Source organism: Streptomyces sp. NPDC094034, assembly GCF_040303865.1.
Taxonomy (GTDB): Bacteria; Actinomycetota; Actinomycetes; order Streptomycetales; family Streptomycetaceae; genus Streptomyces.
This window is the reverse complement of the sequence record NZ_JBEOUD010000002.1, coordinates 276467-291830: the sequence shown is the minus strand read 5'-3', so window position 1 is coordinate 291830 and position 15364 is coordinate 276467. Positions and strand designations below refer to the sequence as shown.

Sequence of the window (15364 nt, the reverse complement as noted above, 5' to 3'; positions counted from 1 at the left end):
GGTCGTCATGGTGTTCCACAGCGAGTACGCGGATGTCCCGGCCGTCGAACTGCCCATCCACGAGGCCGTGCTCGGCCGGGCGGCCACATTCGGCGACACCGTCGCCCTCGTCGACGGCGTGAGCGGCACGAGCATGACGTACGCCGAGCTCGACGCCCGCCACCGCCGGATCGCCGCCGCGTTCACCGACGCCGGGGTGCGCAAGGGAGACGTCCTCGCCCTGCACAGCCCGAACACCGTGGCGTACCCCGCCGTCTTCTACGCGGCCACGCGCGCCGGCGCCTCCGTCACCACCGTCCACCCCCTCGCCACGCCCGAAGAACTCGCCACCCAGCTGCGCGACTCCGCCGCCCGCTGGATCGTCACCGTCTCGCCGCTGCTCGACGCGGCCCGCAGATCGGCCGAACTCGTCGGCGGCATCGAGGAGATCTTCGTCTGCGACCGGGCGGAGGGGCACCGCTCGATCCTGGACCTGGCGCGGTCGACGGCCCCCGAACCCGAGATCGCCATCGACCCGGTCGAGGACATCGCGGCCCTGCCGTACTCCTCCGGCACCACCGGCGTCCCCAAGGGCGTCATGCTGACGCACCGCTCGATCGCCACCAATCTCGCGCAGCTCGAACCGGTCATGCCCATGAGGCCGGGCGACCGTATCCTCGCCGTTCTGCCGTTCTTCCACATCTACGGGCTGACCGCCCTGATGAACGCGCCGCTGCGGCACGGCGCGACGGTCGTCGTCCTGCCCCGCTTCGATCTCGACCAGTTCCTCGCGGCCATCGAGAAGCACCGCATCAACGGCCTGTACGTCGCCCCGCCCATAGTCCTCGCGCTGGCCAAGCACCCTGCCGTCGCGCGGTACGACCTGTCCTCGCTCGACTACGTCCTGAGCGCCGCGGCCCCGCTGGACGCCCGGCTCGCCGCCGCCTGTTCTGCCCGGCTCGGGCTCCCGCCCGTACGGCAGGCGTACGGCATGACGGAGCTGTCACCCGGCACGCATGTGGTGCCGCTGACCGCCGAGAACCCGCCGCCTGGCGCCGTCGGCAAGCTCCTGCCCAGTACGGAGCTGCGCGTCGTCGCGCTGGACGACCCGGACAAGGACCTCGACCCGGGCGCGGAGGGCGAGATCCTCATGCGCGGCCCGCAGGTCATGAAGGGATACCTCGGCCGCGCCGAGGCCACCGCCGAGCTGATCGACGACGCGGGCTGGGTGCACACCGGCGATGTGGGCCGGGTGGACGCCGACGGCTGGCTGTTCGTCGTCGACCGGGTCAAGGAGCTGATCAAGTACAAGGGATTCCAGGTCGCCCCCGCCGATCTGGAGGCGCTGCTGCTCACCCATGAGCGCATCGCGGACGCGGCGGTGATCGGGGTCCATGACGAGGACGGCAATGAGGTGCCCAAGGCATACATTGTCCGTCAGTCGGGTGCGGACGTGCTCACGGAGGAGGACGTCATGGCCTTCGTCGCCGAACGCGTCGCCCCGTACAAGAAGGTCCGCCGGGTCGAATTCGTCGGAGGCGTACCCCGCGCCGCCTCCGGAAAGATCCTCAGACGTGAACTGAGGGAGCGCGAACTGAGGGACCGGGAAGCGCGGGACCGCGAGAGGAAGAACACGTGACGCAGACGCAGCCACCGGCGTCCGGGCCCGCGCTGGTCACCACGGCGCACGAGCGGGGCATCACCACACTGACCCTGGACTCACCGGCGAACCGCAACGCCCTGTCGGCGCGGCTCGTCGACGCGCTCGGTGACGCCCTCACGGCCTGCGCCAAGGACCCGGCCGTACGGGCCGTGCTGCTCACCCACACCGGCACCACCTTCAGCGCGGGCGCCGATCTGAAGGAACCGGCCAACCCGTACACCTTCATCGCCCTGATGCGGCAGATCGTCGAGCTGCCGAAGCCGGTCGTCGCGCGTGTCAGCGGCCATGTCCGGGCCGGTGGCATCGGGCTGCTCGGCGCGTGCGACATCGCCGTCGCCGACCGTGCGTCCGACTTCGCCTTCACGGAGGTACGGATCGGGGTCGCCCCGGCCGTGATCTCGCTGCCGCTGCTGCCCCGCGTGGAACCGCGCGCGGCGGCCCGCTACTACCTCACCGGCGAGCGCTTCGACGCCGAGCGCGCCGCTTCCGCCGGGGTGATCACCGAGGCCGCGGACGATGTGGACGCCGCGCTCGCGCCCGTACTCGACGGACTGCGCAGGGCCTCGCCGCAAGGGCTGGCCGAGTCCAAGAAGCTGCTCACGGTCGGTGTGCTGAACGCCTTCGAGCGATACGCCGAGGATCTTGTCCAGCGCTCCGCCTCGCTCTTCGTGACGGCGGAGGCGCGCGAGGGCATCACGGCGTTCCTCGAACGGCGGGACGCCTCGTGGGTGCGATAGGTCCTGTCCGGGCCGCGCCGAAACAGGACCGTAGCCGCGCCACCCGGCGCGGACTGCTGGAGGCGGCCGTGGCCTGCCTCGCCGAGTACGGCTGGGCGGGATCCACGGTCGCCGTCGTCGCCGAGCGCGCGGGTGTCTCGCGCGGGGCGGCGCAGCACCACTTCCCGACCCGGGAGGACCTGTTCACCGCGGCCGTCGAGTATGTGGCGGAGGAACGGTCCGCCGCGCTGCGCGCCCTGGTCCCGGCCGGGCCAGGGCACCGCCACGCGGCGGTCGAGGGCATCGTCGCGCTCTATACGGGCCCGCTGTTCCGCGCGGCGCTGCACCTGTGGGTCGCGGCCTCCGACGAGGACCAGCTGCGGCCCCGCGTCACCGAACTGGAGGCCCGGGTCGGCCGCGAGTCCCATCGGATCGCGGTCGAACTGCTGGGCGCCGACGAGTCCGTGCCCGGCGTACGCGAGACCGTGCAGGGGCTGCTCGACATGGCGCGCGGCCTGGGTCTGGCGACGCTCCTGACGGACGACGCGCGGCGGCGGGAGCGGGTCGTGGCGCAGTGGGCGCGGATCCTGGACGGCGTGCTCGGCTGACGGGACCGGCCGTCCGGCTGACGGGACCGGCCTCCGGCCTGCCCCGTCGGATGGTCCGACGGGGCAGGAAGTCCGTTGGTCCGACGGGGACCGGAGTCCGTCCGGCGCCGGTCGCCCGGCGCTCAGCGCGCGATCGCGTCGTACCCCTCGATCTCACGCGGGCTCCGCGTCCCGGGCCCCACATAGCGCGCCGAAGGACGCACCAGCCGGCCCGTGCGCTTCTGCTCCAGGATGTGCGCCGACCAGCCGGCCGTACGGGCACAGGTGAACATCGAGGTGAACATGTGCGCCGGGACCTCCGCGAAGTCCAGCACGATCGCCGCCCAGAACTCGACGTTCGTCGCGAGCACCCGGTCGGGCCTGCGCGCGTGCAGCTCGTCCAGCGCGGCCCTCTCCAGCGCCTCCGCCACCTCGAACCGCGGCGCGGCCAGCTCCCGAGCCGTACGCCGCAGCACCCGCGCCCGCGGGTCCTCGGCCCGGTAGACCCGGTGCCCGAAGCCCATCAGCCGCTCGCCCTTGTCCAGGGCGTGCTTGACGTACGCCGTCGCGTCGCCGGTGCGCTCGATCTCCTCGATCATGCCGAGGACCCGCGAGGGCGCGCCGCCGTGCAGCGGCCCCGACATGGCGCCGACCGCACCCGACAGGGCCGCGGCCACATCGGCGCCGGTGGACGCGATGACCCGGGCGGTGAATGTGGAGGCGTTCATTCCGTGCTCGGCGGCCGAGGTCCAGTAGGCGTCGACGGCCCGCACATGCCGGGGGTCGGGCTCTCCGCGCCAGCGGATCATGAAGCGTTCGACGACGGACTCGGCCTTGTCGATCTCGCTCTGCGGCACCATCGGCACCCCCTGACCGCGGGCCGACTGGGCGACGTACGAGAGCGCCATCACCGCGGCACGCGCCAGATCCTCACGCGCCGTCCGCTCATCGATGTCGAGGAGCGGTTTCAGCCCCCACACGGGCGCGAGCATCGCCAGCGCGGACTGGACGTCGACCCGGATGTCACCGGAGTGGATCGGGATGGGGAACGGCTCGGCGGGCGGCAGACCGGGCGCGAACGCCCCGTCGACCAGCAGCCCCCACACATTGCCGAAGGACACCTGGCCGACGAGATCCTCGATGTCGACGCCCCGGTAGCGGAGCGAGCCGCCCGCCTTGTCCGGTTCGGCGATCTCCGTCTCGAACGCGACGACTCCTTCGAGTCCGGGGACGAACGAGTTGTCCAAGGAGGTGTCGGAAGCGGACATCAGGCGGCTCCTCTGAGGTGGGGGCGGACTTCGGCGGGTCGGTCACCCCCGGTGGATGCCCCCTGCGGCAGCCGTCCGGGAGTCGGGTACGTCCGGGAGGCAGGAACGATAGCTCTTGGTGTACGAAGGCCACAGTGGCCCGCCCCAAGATTTTGGCGGGTTCCTCCGATGCGGGGAAGCGTGATAACCGGCACACTGCCAGACTTCCGCCCCCGGGGATTAGCGGCACCCGGTGCCGGGAAAACTGAGCCTGCGGCAGGATGGCCGCGTGCCTTACGAGACTCCGGATCCCGTCGATCCCGCCGATGCCGCCGATCCCGCGGACCCCGCCGCGATGCGCGAGCAGTACCGCACCACCCCGCTCCTGGAGCAGGACCTCGCGCCCGCGCCGATGGACCAGTTCGCCCGCTGGTTCAAGGACGCGGTGAGCGCGGGCTTCCACGAGCCGAACGCGATGGTCGTCGCGACGGCCACCCCCGATGGCCGGCCTTCCTCGCGCATGGTGCTGCTGAAGGCGTACGACGACCGGGGCTTCGTCTTCTTCACGAACTACACGTCCCGCAAGAGCGGCGAGATCGAGTCGAACCCGTCCGTCTCGCTGCTCTTTCCCTGGCACCCCCTGGCCCGCCAGATCACCATCACGGGCACCGCCGAGCGCACCGGCCGCGACGAGACCGCCGCGTACTTCCGCACCCGCCCGCACGGCTCCCAGCTCGGTGCCTGGGCCAGTGACCAGTCCAGCCCGATCGCCTCCCGCGAGGAACTGCTTCAGCGCTACGACGCGCTGGCATCCCGCTACCGGGAGGACGAGCAGGTGCCGGTGCCCCCGCAGTGGGGCGGCTACCGCGTCACACCGGTGACCGTCGAGTTCTGGCAGGGGCATGAGAACCGGCTCCACGACCGGCTGCGCTACGTACGCGGAGGCGACGGCGAGGGCGCCGGCTGGCGGGTGGAGCGGCTCTGCCCGTAGACGGACGTCCGCGGATGCCCGTGGAAAAAGCAGTACCCCGCGGGCTCGGGTTCCTCCGAAGAGGAGCCGGCCGGACGTACCGGCGAGCCCGCGGGGCGGTGACTGCTGTGGATTGGGCCGGCGGTTACCGGCTCCGCACTGAGTGCGACAACGGGCCGTCAGCCCGCAGCCACCTCACGAGTCCGGAAAGAAATCACTTCCGAATCACCTCCTTTCAGTGTGAGTCACACCTTAGGAGGGGCCCTGGGGACCTTCAAGCGAATTTATGAAGGAGTCCGGCGCTGCCGCCCGTCGTGCCTGGTACGACGGGCATGCGCTCAAAGGATGCCGGGTACGCTCGTATGCGTGTTCCTCATCGAAACCCTGATCGATTCCCCATGGCGTGTGGTAGCCGGTGTGCGGGACGGCTTTTGGGGTGCGACGATTTCGGGGAACCTTGTGTGTGCTGAGTCACGTTCGAGTTGAATGATCGGGCGTGCGTCAGCACAGGCGGAGACGCCCTGCAGGGGGTGCCAGGATGAGTGCTTCTCGGAGTGAGACCACCGATCCGCGCGGGCCGGACGAGCCGGATCCCGATCCCGAGTCGGAGAGCGGTGCCGGAGCCGGTGCGGGTGGCGGCGGCGGGGCGGAGCGGGACGAGGCCGGATCCGATCTGCTCGCGGCGTTGCTCGACGGTATGGACGCGGCCCTGTGCGCCTTTGACGCGGACGGCGTGATCACCCACTGGAACCGCGAGGCCGAGCGGATACTCGGCTGGTCCGCCGAGGAGGCCGTCGGGCGGCAGGGCTTCGCCGGATGGGCGGCGCGTACCGCCGACGCGGACGAGGTGCGGGCGCGGCTGATGGCCGTGATGGATACGCCCGGGCGGCAGGTGGACGAGTTCGCGCTGCTGCGCAAGGACGGCGGCCGGGTGCTGATACGGACCCAGTCGTCCGGGATGCGCGGGGCCGACGGCAAGCCCGCCGGGGTCTACAGCGCCTTCAGCGAGGTCCATGAGCAGATCGATCTGGAGCGGTCCATCGCGCTGAGCGAGGCGCTTTTCGACGACGCGTCCTGGGGTGTCGTGCTCGTGGACGTCGATCTGCGGCCGACCGTCGTCAATGGATACGCGGCGCGCGCGTTCGGTCCCGGGCGCGGCTCGCTGCTCGGCCGGCCGTTGGGCGAGCTCGTCGTGCGGGGCGTCGAGGAGGTGGAGGCCGCGCTCCACCATGTGCTCGCGGAAGGAGCGCCGAAGTCGCCCGCCGAGCTGTGGGTGTCGGTGCCCGTGGCGGACGGGGAGCGGCGGCGCTGCTGGCGCAGCGGATTCCTGCGGCTGGCGTCTCCGCTGGCGGAGGAGCCGGTGCCGCTGGGCGTGGGATGGATGTTCCAGGATGTGACGGAGTCGAAGCTGGCGGCGCAGGAGGCGGACCGGCTGCGGTTCCGTTCCAGCCAGCTGTACCGGGCGGGGCGTGCGGCGGCGGAGTGCGAGGATCCGTTGGAGGCGGCGACGGTCTATCTGGACTTCGCGCTGGCGGGATTCGCGGATCACGCGCTGATCGATCTGGTGGCGGGGGAGCGGCCGGACGGGTCGGCGGCCCCCGTAAGGCTGGTGCGGGTGGCGGAGACGCCGTCCGGTGGCGGGTCGGGGCAGGGCATGCCCGTCGAGACGGGCGGGATACCGGTGCGGTATGTGACCGGGCATCCGGCGCTTCAGGCGATGGACCGCAATGGCTCGGTACGCGCGAGCGCCCCTGGCGCGTCGGCCGGTTCGGCCGCCTCCGCGCCGGCGCCTGGCGCGGTCCCCTCCCCGGCCTGGGCGACCTCGCGGCAGTGGCCACCGGACTCGGTGCACGCCCTGTGTACGGTGCTGCGCAGCCGGGGCCGGTCGCTGGGGGTGGTGACGTTTCTGCGGGGAGCGAGCCGGGCCACCTTCGAACGACCGGACGCGGTGTACGCGGAGGATGTCACGATCCGCGTGGCGGCGGCCCTGGATCTCTTCGACGTCCTGTCCGACTGAGGTGAGGTCCTGCGGGTCCTGAGACGGTGACCTGGAACGGTGACCTGAGACGGCATCGCCACGGACATGGCGACGGACGGCACGGGCGGCGTCGTCATGCCTGCGCCGCCGCGCGTGCCGTCCGGTACTTCCCGTACTGACGTACCGTCAGGACGCGCCCGTTCTGGGGCCCGCCGCCGGGCCGCCCTCCCGGAGGGACGCCGTCTCCGGAGGCAGCATCCTGACCGGTTCCGTCTCCGCGTCGTTGTGCCGCAGCGCCCAGTTCTCCAGAGCGATGCGGCACGCGTGGTCGACATGGCGCAGGCCGGACAGATCCAGCTCGATGGGACGGTCCTTCGGCAGCGCCTCCAACTGCTCCATGATGCGCGGCAGCCGCAGGAAGGTCGCGTTGCCGGTGACCGACACCACCATCCGGCCGCCCGTGAGTTCATGGACGTCGACATGGAGGTGGGAGATCTCCCAGGCGGTCTTGACGACCGCGAGCAGCAGCCCGAGGACCACGCCCTCGAAGAGGTTCGTGACCAGGATCGCCAGCGCCGTGATGGTGAGGATCACCACCTCGCCGCGGTGCTCCCGCCACAGCGGGCGCAGATCCTTGAACGGTACGAGCTTGCAGCCCGCGTGCACCAGGACACCGGCGAGCGCCGCGAGCGGGATGATGCCGATGGCCGCCGGCAGCAGCGCGGCGAACAGCAGCAGCCACAGGCCGTGCAGGATCCGGGAGAGTGAAGTCCGCGCGCCTGCCTGGACGTTGGCGGAGCTGCGTACGATCACCGCGGTCATCGGCAGCGCGCCGAGCGCTCCGCAGACCGTGTTCCCCACGCCCTGCGCCATGAGTTCCTTGTTGTAGTCCGTGCGCGGGCCGTCATGCATACGGTCCACCGCCGCGGCGCTGAACAGGCTCTCCGCCGAGGCGATCAGGGTGAACGCGAGGACGGTGCCGATGGCGGCCACGCTCGCGAGCTGCCCGAACTCGTCGAGCCCGGGCGGTTGTATGGACTCCAGCAGCCCCTGTACCTCGACCTTGGCGACCGACAGATCCAGCAGGAAGACCGCGGCGGTGGCCAGCGCCACGGCGGCCAGCGGACCCGGGATCATCCGGGCGCCGGCCGGGAGGCGGGGCCAGAGGACCAGTACGGCGATGGTCCCGGCTCCGATGAGGAACGCGGTCAGCGTCGTACCGTCGGTGATGATGTCGCCGGCGAGTCCGGGCAGCCCGGCGATTTTGTCGAGCCCGCCGGACGGCTGTGGGGTGTCGGCCATGGCGTACACCTGGCCGAGCACGAGAACGAGGCCGATGCCGGCCAGCATCCCCTGGACGACGGCGACCGAGATGGCCCGGAACCAGCGGCCGAAGCCGAAGGCCCCGAGGGCCAGTTGCAGCAGTCCGGCCACCAGGACGATGGCGCCGAGTGTGCCGACACCGAACTCCTTGACGGCTTCGTATACGAGGACCGTGAGACCGGCCGCGGGGCCGCTCACCTGAAGTGAGCTTCCGGGCAGGAAGCCCACGACGAGTCCGCCGACGATGCCGGTGACCAGGCCGAGTTCGGCGGGGACACCGGAGGCGACCGCCACCCCCACACAGAGCGGCAGGGCGACGAGGAAGACGACGAGGGACGCGAGTATCTCGCGCCGAAGGACACGCTGGTCCTTCAGAAGTGGGAGGGAGAGCATGACGGGTTGTCCTAGCTGTGCGGTCCGCGAGCGGACAGGAGGTGGGGAGAGATCGATGCCGAGGCCGCCGTCACAGCGGTCTGAACTCCCCACCCAGCTCGGGCCGGTGGACGCTGATCGCGCCCGTATCCACTTCGTAGTACCAGGCGTGCAGGGAGAGCCGGCCCTCCGCGAGGCGTTCGCGCACGGCGGGGTAGCTCCTGAGGGTGTCGAGCTGGGCCGCCGCGTGGTGCTGCACGGCATGGGCGAGGCCATGCGCCGACGGCAGCTCGGAGGCACCGAGGCCGAGCCAGCCGCGCACGGCGGGAACGGCCGACAGGTCCTCGCCGCGGACCATGGCGCCCACGGCGCCGCAGTGCGAGTGACCGCAGACGACGAGGTCACGGACGTCGAGCACGCGCAGCGCGTACTCGATGGTGGCGGTCTCACCGCCGGGGCGCTCCGCGTCGTAGCGGGGAACGATGTTGCCCGCTGTGCGCAGCTCGAACAGCTCGCCGGGGCGGGCGCCGGTGATGAGGGAGGGGATGACACGGGAGTCCGAGCAGGTGATGAAGAGGGCTTGCGGCGTCTGCCCCGCCGCGAGATCTCGGAATTCGTCGGGGCGTTCAGCCACCTGCACGGAGAAGGTACGGGCGTTGTCGATGAGGGATTTCATGATGGCCTGCCTCCTGCGGCCGCGGGCTCGCCGGGGCGCGGTGTGGTCGGGTCAGTGGGGGGTGAAACGGATGTGCGAGAACTGCGGGTTGAACGTGAGGGTTGAGGTACGAGGGTGGGGGAGTGAGGGGTGAGGTGTGAGGGGGCGTCGCGCCCTGCCGGATCGCGGCAGTTGGGAGGCCGGCGTCGCGGCTGCCGTGCGGTGGTCCGGGCGACCGGTCAGGAAGCCGTCGTCCCGCGTCTGACGGTGGACTCGCGGTCCCGTCGGATTCTCACAGCTCGCCCTTTCCGTCCTTCGGTCTTTCTGTGGTGCCGTGCGGGCGCGGCAGTACGCGCCGACGCGTCCGACACATCGTCAACTCCGATGATGCCGCACCGGAGTCTCCTCTACTTTGCCTGAACATTACTTCTCTGTGAAAGATCAAAATTCCGCCAAGTGCCCCCGTGGTGACGCAAAGTTGCGGTTCCTGAACCCGGGGGGAGGCTGGGGCCTGCGGGAATGTCCCCCGCGGGCCCCAGATGTCACACTGACGTCACTCTCGGTTTCCGCTGTTGCGTGTGTCGCATTTCTTTCTGCACACGCCTCTCTTTACCGTAAGAACGTTCTAGTGGCGGTAGAAGATGCGGTCGCCGTACTCGGTCATGACCCTGCCATTCCACTCGGTCCCGCCGTCGACATTCCCCGAGCGCAGAAGCGGGGGTTCGATTCCGCGTTCGACCAATTCCCCGGCCGCCGCGGCCATCATCGCCTGCATCAGGGCGCTGGTGACGACGGTCGAGGCCGGGGCGAACGGAGCCTCGATGCCCTCGGCCGTCAGCTCCGCGTCGCCGACCGCGATCTTGCTGTCCAGCACGATGTCGCAGTGGTCCTTGAGATAGGTCCCGGTCAGATGCCGGGACTTGGTCTCCGTCGCGTACGCCACGGACGTCACGCCGATGACCGTCAGCCCCAGCGCCCGCGCGTTCATCGCCATCTCGACGGGCAGCGCGTTGCGTCCGGAGAGGGAGATGATCACCAGCAGGTCCCCGGCACGGGCGGGGCTGGAGTCGAGCGCGGCGCTCGCCAGCCCGTCGACCCGCTCCAGCGCGGAGCCGAGGGTGGCCGGCATGACATCGACGCCGACCACGCCGGGCACCGTGAGCAGATTCATCACGGCGAAGCCGCCGGCCCGGTAGACGACATCCTGCGCGGCGAGCGAGGAGTGCCCGGCGCCGAAGGCGAAGAGCCGGCCCCCGGCGGCGACGGTGTCGGCGACGGCGGTACCGGCGGCGGCGATACCGGCGGACTCCTCGTCGCGTACCCGCTGGAGCAGACCGATCGCCGCATCGAAGAACTGACCGGCCAGGTTGCTCTCGCTCATCGAGGAGGCCCTTCCAGGGTGGGGTTTCAAGGGCGGAACAGGAGGGTGGCGCAGAGGGTGGAGCAGGGGGTGGAGCACGGGTGGACCGGGTGCCGGCGCTGGCGGCGGGACGGGGTCGGAGCAGGGCGGGACGGGGGCGGGACGGGGGACCGGGCGGGGGCGGGGAATGTCTGTGCCGCGGATCACGTTGAGGTCTGGACCATTGCTCTGTCAATACGGCGACTCGACATGGCTGTCCCGCCGCATCGGGATCCCGCACCTTCCGCTCACCACGGCACGGCACGGTTGTCGGTGGTATGCGTCAGAATTGGGTCAGGGCCAGCGCACGATTTATCGAGGGGCATGTATGTCCGGACTGATCGACACGACGGAGATGTACCTCCGCACCATCCTTGAGCTGGAAGAGGAAGGTGTGGTCCCAATGCGCGCCCGGATCGCGGAGCGGCTCGACCAGAGCGGGCCGACGGTCAGCCAGACCGTGGCCCGTATGGAGCGCGACGGACTGGTGCAGGTCGCGGGTGACCGGCATCTGGAGCTGACCGAGGAAGGACGCCGGCTGGCGACGCGCGTCATGCGCAAGCACAGGCTCGCCGAATGTCTCCTGGTCGATGTGATCGGCCTGGAGTGGGAGCAGGTGCACGCGGAGGCGTGCCGCTGGGAGCATGTGATGAGCGAGGCGGTGGAGCGGCGCGTGCTCGAACTGCTCCGCCACCCGACGGAGTCGCCGTACGGCAACCCGATCCCGGGCCTGGAGGAGCTGGGCGAGAAGACCGAGGCCGACCCGTTCCTGGACGCGGGGCTGGTGAGCCTCGCCGAGCTGGATCCGGGCGCCGAGGGCAAGACGGTCGTGGTGCGGCGGATCGGCGAGCCCATCCAGACCGATGCCCAGCTGATGTACACGCTGCGGCGCGCGGGCGTACAGCCCGGGTCCGTGGTGAGTGTGACGGAGTCTCCCGTTGGGGTATTGGTCGGGAGCAGCGGGGAGGCGGCGGAGCTTCAGTCCGAGGTGGCGTCGCACGTCTTCGTCGCCAAGCGCTGAGGCGCGCCGGGTCCCGTCGTCGAAGGAGCGCCGTCCGCCGACCGCACATGGCGGCGGGCGGGGCTCCGCGGCGGGCGGGGCTCCGGTGTGAGGGGGCGTGGATCGCGCGCGGATGTGTGTACTCGGATGTGCGTGCGGGTGTGCGTACCCGAGGTGTGTGTACGGGGGTGTGCGGAGACTTCCGGCCAAAGGAGTGACTCAGGGGAGCCGCTCGGTGGCCGGAGGGTATGCGCTTTCCGGCCGGAGGGGGCGACGGCTGGGCGTTCGCGTGCCAGTCTGTGGCAGAGGCATATGACCTGAGGTGCCGGCCGGGGGTGCGGCTCCGGGGCGGCCCGCGGCCGGGAGGGAGCAGGGTGATGCGCCTGTGCGGGGGTGTGCACTGTGTGTCGCGTCTGCGGTACGGCGCGTATGACCTGCGGCGGTTGCGTGTTCCGCGCACTCCGCGCGAGCCCGGTGGTAGGAGCCGTGGTACGAGCCGGGGTGTTGCGCGAAGGGGCGGCTCCGGCGCCTTTCGGCACCGGAGCCTGTCCTCCCCTGCGCTGACCCGGAGCCCCGAGCTCCCAGGGTCATTCCCCTCGGACCGTCATCCCCGAGCGGCCCGCCTCCCGGTGAAGATCTCCCCAGGGCCGCGTCCGGCAATCCTGGAGCGTGGTCACTCGAACGAGCGGTGTTGCGCGTGGGATTCATATTTTCGAATGAGAGTTCGATAGTCTGGCGCGGCTGGACGCATCGGAACGGGGCCATAGCGGAATCCGACTCGACCACTCAGGACCGAAGGGGGTGCCGGGACGCATGGTGCGGCGCATCGATGTGACCGGAGCGGACGGCGTACGTCTCGCTGCCTGGGAGTTTGCCGACCCGCCCAAGCGACGCGAGGAGACGGAGCGGTCCTCCGGCGTCTTGCTGCTGCACGGCCTCATGGGCCGCGCCTCGCACTGGGCCGCCACGGCGCGCTGGCTCTCGGAGCGGCACCGTGCGATCGCGCTCGATCAGCGCGGCCACGGCCGCAGCGACAAGCCGTCCGAGGGGCCGTTCACGCGCGAGGCGTACGTGGCCGACGCCGAGGCCGCGATCGAACAGCTCGGGCTGGCGCCCGTCACGCTCGTCGGCCACTCGATGGGCGCGCTCACCGCCTGGCAGCTCGCCGCCAAGCGCCCCGATCTGGTCCGGGCCCTGATCATCTGTGACATGCGGGCCTCGGCGCTGGGGGCGGCCTCCCAGCGGGAGTGGGCGGACTGGTTCCGGGCCTGGCCCGTCCCGTTCGCGACGCTCGCCGACGTACGGAAGTGGTTCGGCGAGGACGACCCCTGGGTGGAGCGTCCCACGCCGGCGCGTGGTGAGTTCTTCGCCGAGGTGATGAAGGAGTGCGCGGACGGCTGGCGCCCGGTCTTCGCGCGCCGCCAGATGCTGACGTCCCGGGAGACCTGGGTCCATGACGCGCACTGGGAGGAACTGGCGCAGGTCCAGTGCCCCACCCTGGTGGTCCGCGGTCCGGAGGGCGAGCTGGGCCGCGCGGAGGCGCAGGAGATGGTGCGGGTGCTGCCGCGTGGCCAGTACGCGGAGGTGGCGGACGCGGGCCATCTCGCCCATTACGACCAGCCGGAGGCGTGGCGGGCAGCGATCGAACCGTTCCTGGACGGCGTGCTGACGCCCTGAGGCGAGGGGGCGCCCTGACGCGAGCGAGTCGCCCTGACGCGACGGCCGCGTCGCGTCAGGGCGGGGCGGGGGAGGGGAGGGCGGCTCGGGCGCCGTCACCCCTTGCTGACCGCCGCGAGGATCTCCGGCAGCCGCGCCGCTGTCCGCGGGGCCGCCAGCCGGAGGCCGCCCACCACGGCCAGGGCCCCGTACGCCGTACCGGCCGGGAGCAGCAGCCAGGACCATTCGTCCGCGCCGGAGACATGGATCCAGATCGCCGGCGCCAGCACCGGCGCGCACAGCAGCCCCGCGCCGAGCATGCCGCCGAGGATCGAGATCCAGGCGAGCCCGCCCTGGCCAGGAGCGACGTTCTTGTAGCCACTGTCCTGCGGTATCGAGTACGGAAAGCGCGCCGAGGCGATCGCGCCCGTCGCCAGCATCGCGCCGAGCAGCGCGAAGGACAGCCCGAGCGCCTCGGGCAGGGCATGCCAGTTGCCCAGCAGCGCCGCCGTGGCCACGGTCACCAGTGCCGAGTACGGCAGGGTGATCACCAGCAGCGCCAGCGCACGCGCACGCAGTTCGAGATAGGCGTCCCGCGTCGAGGAGATCGTCAGCGCCACCATCCAGAAGGCCGAGGTGTCCTGGCCGAACTGGTTGTACATCTGGATGCCGAGCATCCCGGCCGCGAAGCACGCGAAGTAGATCGTGCCCGTGCCCTGGAGCGCGTTGAACAGCGGCACGATCAGACCGATGGCCAGCGAGGTCACCCAGGCCGCCTTGGTCTTCGGGTCGCGCCAGACATAGCGCAGACTGCGCAGCATCACCGTACCCGTACGCCCCTCGGGCAGCAGCCGCCCCGGCTGCCACACGGACTCCTTGCGGGCCGGTTCCGCCGCCGCGAGCGTCGAGCCGTCCGGGGCGGTCATCAGCTTCACCAGCGACCGTCGCCACGCGTACAGCAGGGCCGCCAGCGCGGCCACCGTCAGCAGCAGCTGGGCCACGGCCCGCCCGTACGCGCCGTCGCTCACCGACTCCACCGCGCCCATCGCGGACGCGGGCGGGAGCCACCGTACGACCCGCGCCGCCGGATCGAGCGCGGCGAGCCCGCCCGCGTCGCCGAGCCGCTGGGCGCCGAAGTTGACGACCTGGATGCCCACCGCGATCACCAGACCGCTCAGGACGGCCAGATCGCGGCCCTTGCGCGAGGTCAGCAGCCGGATATTGGCCGTGGCGACGGCGCGCGCCAGCGCGACACACACGAGCAGGACCAGCGCCACGGCCGGCACCGAGACGGCCGCGGACACCGCGCCGTGCGCCGTCGCCGTCGCCGAGCCGACCGCCAGACCGAGCGTGAACAGCGGTCCGATCCCCACCAGCGAGGCCGCGAGCAGCGCCCCGACCAGCGGTCGCGGACGCAGCGGGAGCATCACCAGCCGGGTCGGGTCGAGCGTCTCGTCGCCGCCGGGGAAGAAGAGCGGCATCACGGCCCAGCCCAGCGCCAGCAGGGCGGTCAGCAGCACGACCAACGTGCCCGCGTGCTCGTTTCCGCGCAGCAGGAGGAGGCCGAGGAACTGCGCCGCGGCGAGGAGCAGCGCGAGGACCGCCGACGCGATGTACGCGACCGCCCGGCCCGACGACTGGCGCAGCCCGTTGCGCAGGAGGGAGAGCTTCAGCCGTACGAAGACGGGCGTGAGCGGAACGGACGCGGCCGGTACGACGGACGCCGACGGAACCGGCCCGGGCGGGAGGGTCCCGTGCTGGACGGGCGTCGTGGGGACCGTCCCGGCCGGGGCGGGCGCCGGATTGTTCTCGGCCATGT

12 protein-coding genes are annotated in these 15364 nt (G+C 71.3%); 7 read left to right on the top strand and 5 right to left on the bottom strand.

Annotated elements, in window-relative coordinates; genetic code table 11:
• The first annotated feature begins 7 nt into the window (after nucleotides 1–7).
• From ABTZ59_RS03695 to ABTZ59_RS03685, 3 genes are read left to right on the top strand one after another with little or no spacing between them, the layout of a single operon-like run.
• The gene (locus tag ABTZ59_RS03695; protein WP_351389727.1) at nucleotides 8–1618 is read left to right on the top strand and encodes an AMP-binding protein; all 1611 of its coding nucleotides are present in this window, start codon (nucleotides 8–10) and stop codon (nucleotides 1616–1618) included.
• Nucleotides 1615–2379 carry an enoyl-CoA hydratase family protein gene (locus ABTZ59_RS03690; RefSeq protein ID WP_351389724.1) on the top strand — a complete coding sequence of 255 codons (765 nt, stop codon included), beginning with the start codon at nucleotides 1615–1617 and terminating at the stop codon, nucleotides 2377–2379. The genes ABTZ59_RS03695 and ABTZ59_RS03690 overlap by 4 nt, the downstream gene beginning before the upstream one ends.
• Nucleotides 2367–2966 (top strand): TetR/AcrR family transcriptional regulator, encoded by a 600-nt coding sequence (locus tag ABTZ59_RS03685; RefSeq protein WP_351389720.1) that lies wholly within the window; start codon nucleotides 2367–2369, stop codon nucleotides 2964–2966. The genes ABTZ59_RS03690 and ABTZ59_RS03685 overlap by 13 nt, the downstream gene beginning before the upstream one ends.
• Before the next feature lie 122 nt (nucleotides 2967–3088).
• Here the strand turns inward: ABTZ59_RS03685 and ABTZ59_RS03680 are convergent, their stop codons facing one another.
• Nucleotides 3089–4213 (bottom strand): citrate synthase 2, encoded by a 1125-nt coding sequence (locus ABTZ59_RS03680; RefSeq protein ID WP_351389717.1) that lies wholly within the window; start codon nucleotides 4211–4213, stop codon nucleotides 3089–3091.
• Nucleotides 4214–4547: 334 nt separating this feature from the next.
• Here ABTZ59_RS03680 and pdxH point away from each other — a divergent pair, with 334 nt between their 5' ends.
• Nucleotides 4548–5183 (top strand): pyridoxamine 5'-phosphate oxidase, encoded by a 636-nt coding sequence (gene pdxH / locus ABTZ59_RS03675; protein ID WP_351390122.1) that lies wholly within the window; start codon nucleotides 4548–4550, stop codon nucleotides 5181–5183.
• A gap of 517 nt (nucleotides 5184–5700) precedes the next feature.
• Nucleotides 5701–7179, top strand: a complete 1479-nt coding sequence (locus tag ABTZ59_RS03670; RefSeq protein WP_351389714.1) for a PAS domain-containing protein — start codon at nucleotides 5701–5703, stop codon at nucleotides 7177–7179.
• A gap of 147 nt (nucleotides 7180–7326) precedes the next feature.
• Here ABTZ59_RS03670 and ABTZ59_RS03665 read toward each other — a convergent pair whose 3' ends face one another.
• From ABTZ59_RS03665 to ABTZ59_RS03655, 3 genes are all read right to left on the bottom strand, one after another.
• Complete coding sequence (locus tag ABTZ59_RS03665) at nucleotides 7327–8856, bottom strand: SulP family inorganic anion transporter (RefSeq protein ID WP_351389711.1); 1530 nt, start codon at nucleotides 8854–8856, stop codon at nucleotides 7327–7329.
• Between the two features lie 70 nt (nucleotides 8857–8926).
• The gene (locus ABTZ59_RS03660) at nucleotides 8927–9511 is read right to left on the bottom strand and encodes a carbonic anhydrase (protein ID WP_351389707.1); all 585 of its coding nucleotides are present in this window, start codon (nucleotides 9509–9511) and stop codon (nucleotides 8927–8929) included.
• A 604-nt stretch (nucleotides 9512–10115) separates the two neighbouring features.
• Nucleotides 10116–10871, bottom strand: a complete 756-nt coding sequence (locus ABTZ59_RS03655; protein WP_351389702.1) for an SIS domain-containing protein — start codon at nucleotides 10869–10871, stop codon at nucleotides 10116–10118.
• Between the two features lie 346 nt (nucleotides 10872–11217).
• Here ABTZ59_RS03655 and ABTZ59_RS03650 point away from each other — a divergent pair, with 346 nt between their 5' ends.
• Nucleotides 11218–11910: an iron-dependent transcriptional repressor DtxR gene (locus ABTZ59_RS03650; protein WP_351389699.1), complete on the top strand. Its 693-nt coding sequence runs from the start codon at nucleotides 11218–11220 to the stop codon at nucleotides 11908–11910.
• A 792-nt stretch (nucleotides 11911–12702) separates the two neighbouring features.
• Complete coding sequence (locus tag ABTZ59_RS03645) at nucleotides 12703–13566, top strand: alpha/beta fold hydrolase (protein ID WP_351389696.1); 864 nt, start codon at nucleotides 12703–12705, stop codon at nucleotides 13564–13566.
• A 95-nt stretch (nucleotides 13567–13661) separates the two neighbouring features.
• On the opposite strand, the gene ABTZ59_RS03640 is transcribed toward ABTZ59_RS03645, so the two are convergent.
• Complete coding sequence (locus ABTZ59_RS03640) at nucleotides 13662–15362, bottom strand: transporter (protein WP_503001935.1); 1701 nt, start codon at nucleotides 15360–15362, stop codon at nucleotides 13662–13664.
• Nucleotides 15363–15364 lie beyond the last annotated feature (2 nt).

Bases quoted from the DNA above. Each gene is read 5' to 3' on its own strand.
- ABTZ59_RS03640 (WP_503001935.1), bottom strand. From the start codon at position 15,362: ATGGCCGAGAACAATCCGGCGCCCGCCCCGGCCGGGACGGTCCCCACG.
- ABTZ59_RS03665 (WP_351389711.1), bottom strand. From the start codon at position 8,856: ATGCTCTCCCTCCCACTTCTGAAGGACCAGCGTGTCCTTCGGCGCGAG.
- ABTZ59_RS03650 (WP_351389699.1), top strand. From the start codon at position 11,218: ATGTCCGGACTGATCGACACGACGGAGATGTACCTCCGCACCATCCTT.
- ABTZ59_RS03660 (WP_351389707.1), bottom strand. From the start codon at position 9,511: ATGAAATCCCTCATCGACAACGCCCGTACCTTCTCCGTGCAGGTGGCT.
- ABTZ59_RS03695 (WP_351389727.1), top strand. From the start codon at position 8: ATGGTGTTCCACAGCGAGTACGCGGATGTCCCGGCCGTCGAACTGCCC.
- ABTZ59_RS03645 (WP_351389696.1), top strand. From the start codon at position 12,703: ATGGTGCGGCGCATCGATGTGACCGGAGCGGACGGCGTACGTCTCGCT.
- ABTZ59_RS03680 (WP_351389717.1), bottom strand. From the start codon at position 4,213: ATGTCCGCTTCCGACACCTCCTTGGACAACTCGTTCGTCCCCGGACTC.
- pdxH (WP_351390122.1), top strand. From the start codon at position 4,548: ATGCGCGAGCAGTACCGCACCACCCCGCTCCTGGAGCAGGACCTCGCG.
- ABTZ59_RS03670 (WP_351389714.1), top strand. From the start codon at position 5,701: ATGAGTGCTTCTCGGAGTGAGACCACCGATCCGCGCGGGCCGGACGAG.
- ABTZ59_RS03655 (WP_351389702.1), bottom strand. From the start codon at position 10,871: ATGAGCGAGAGCAACCTGGCCGGTCAGTTCTTCGATGCGGCGATCGGT.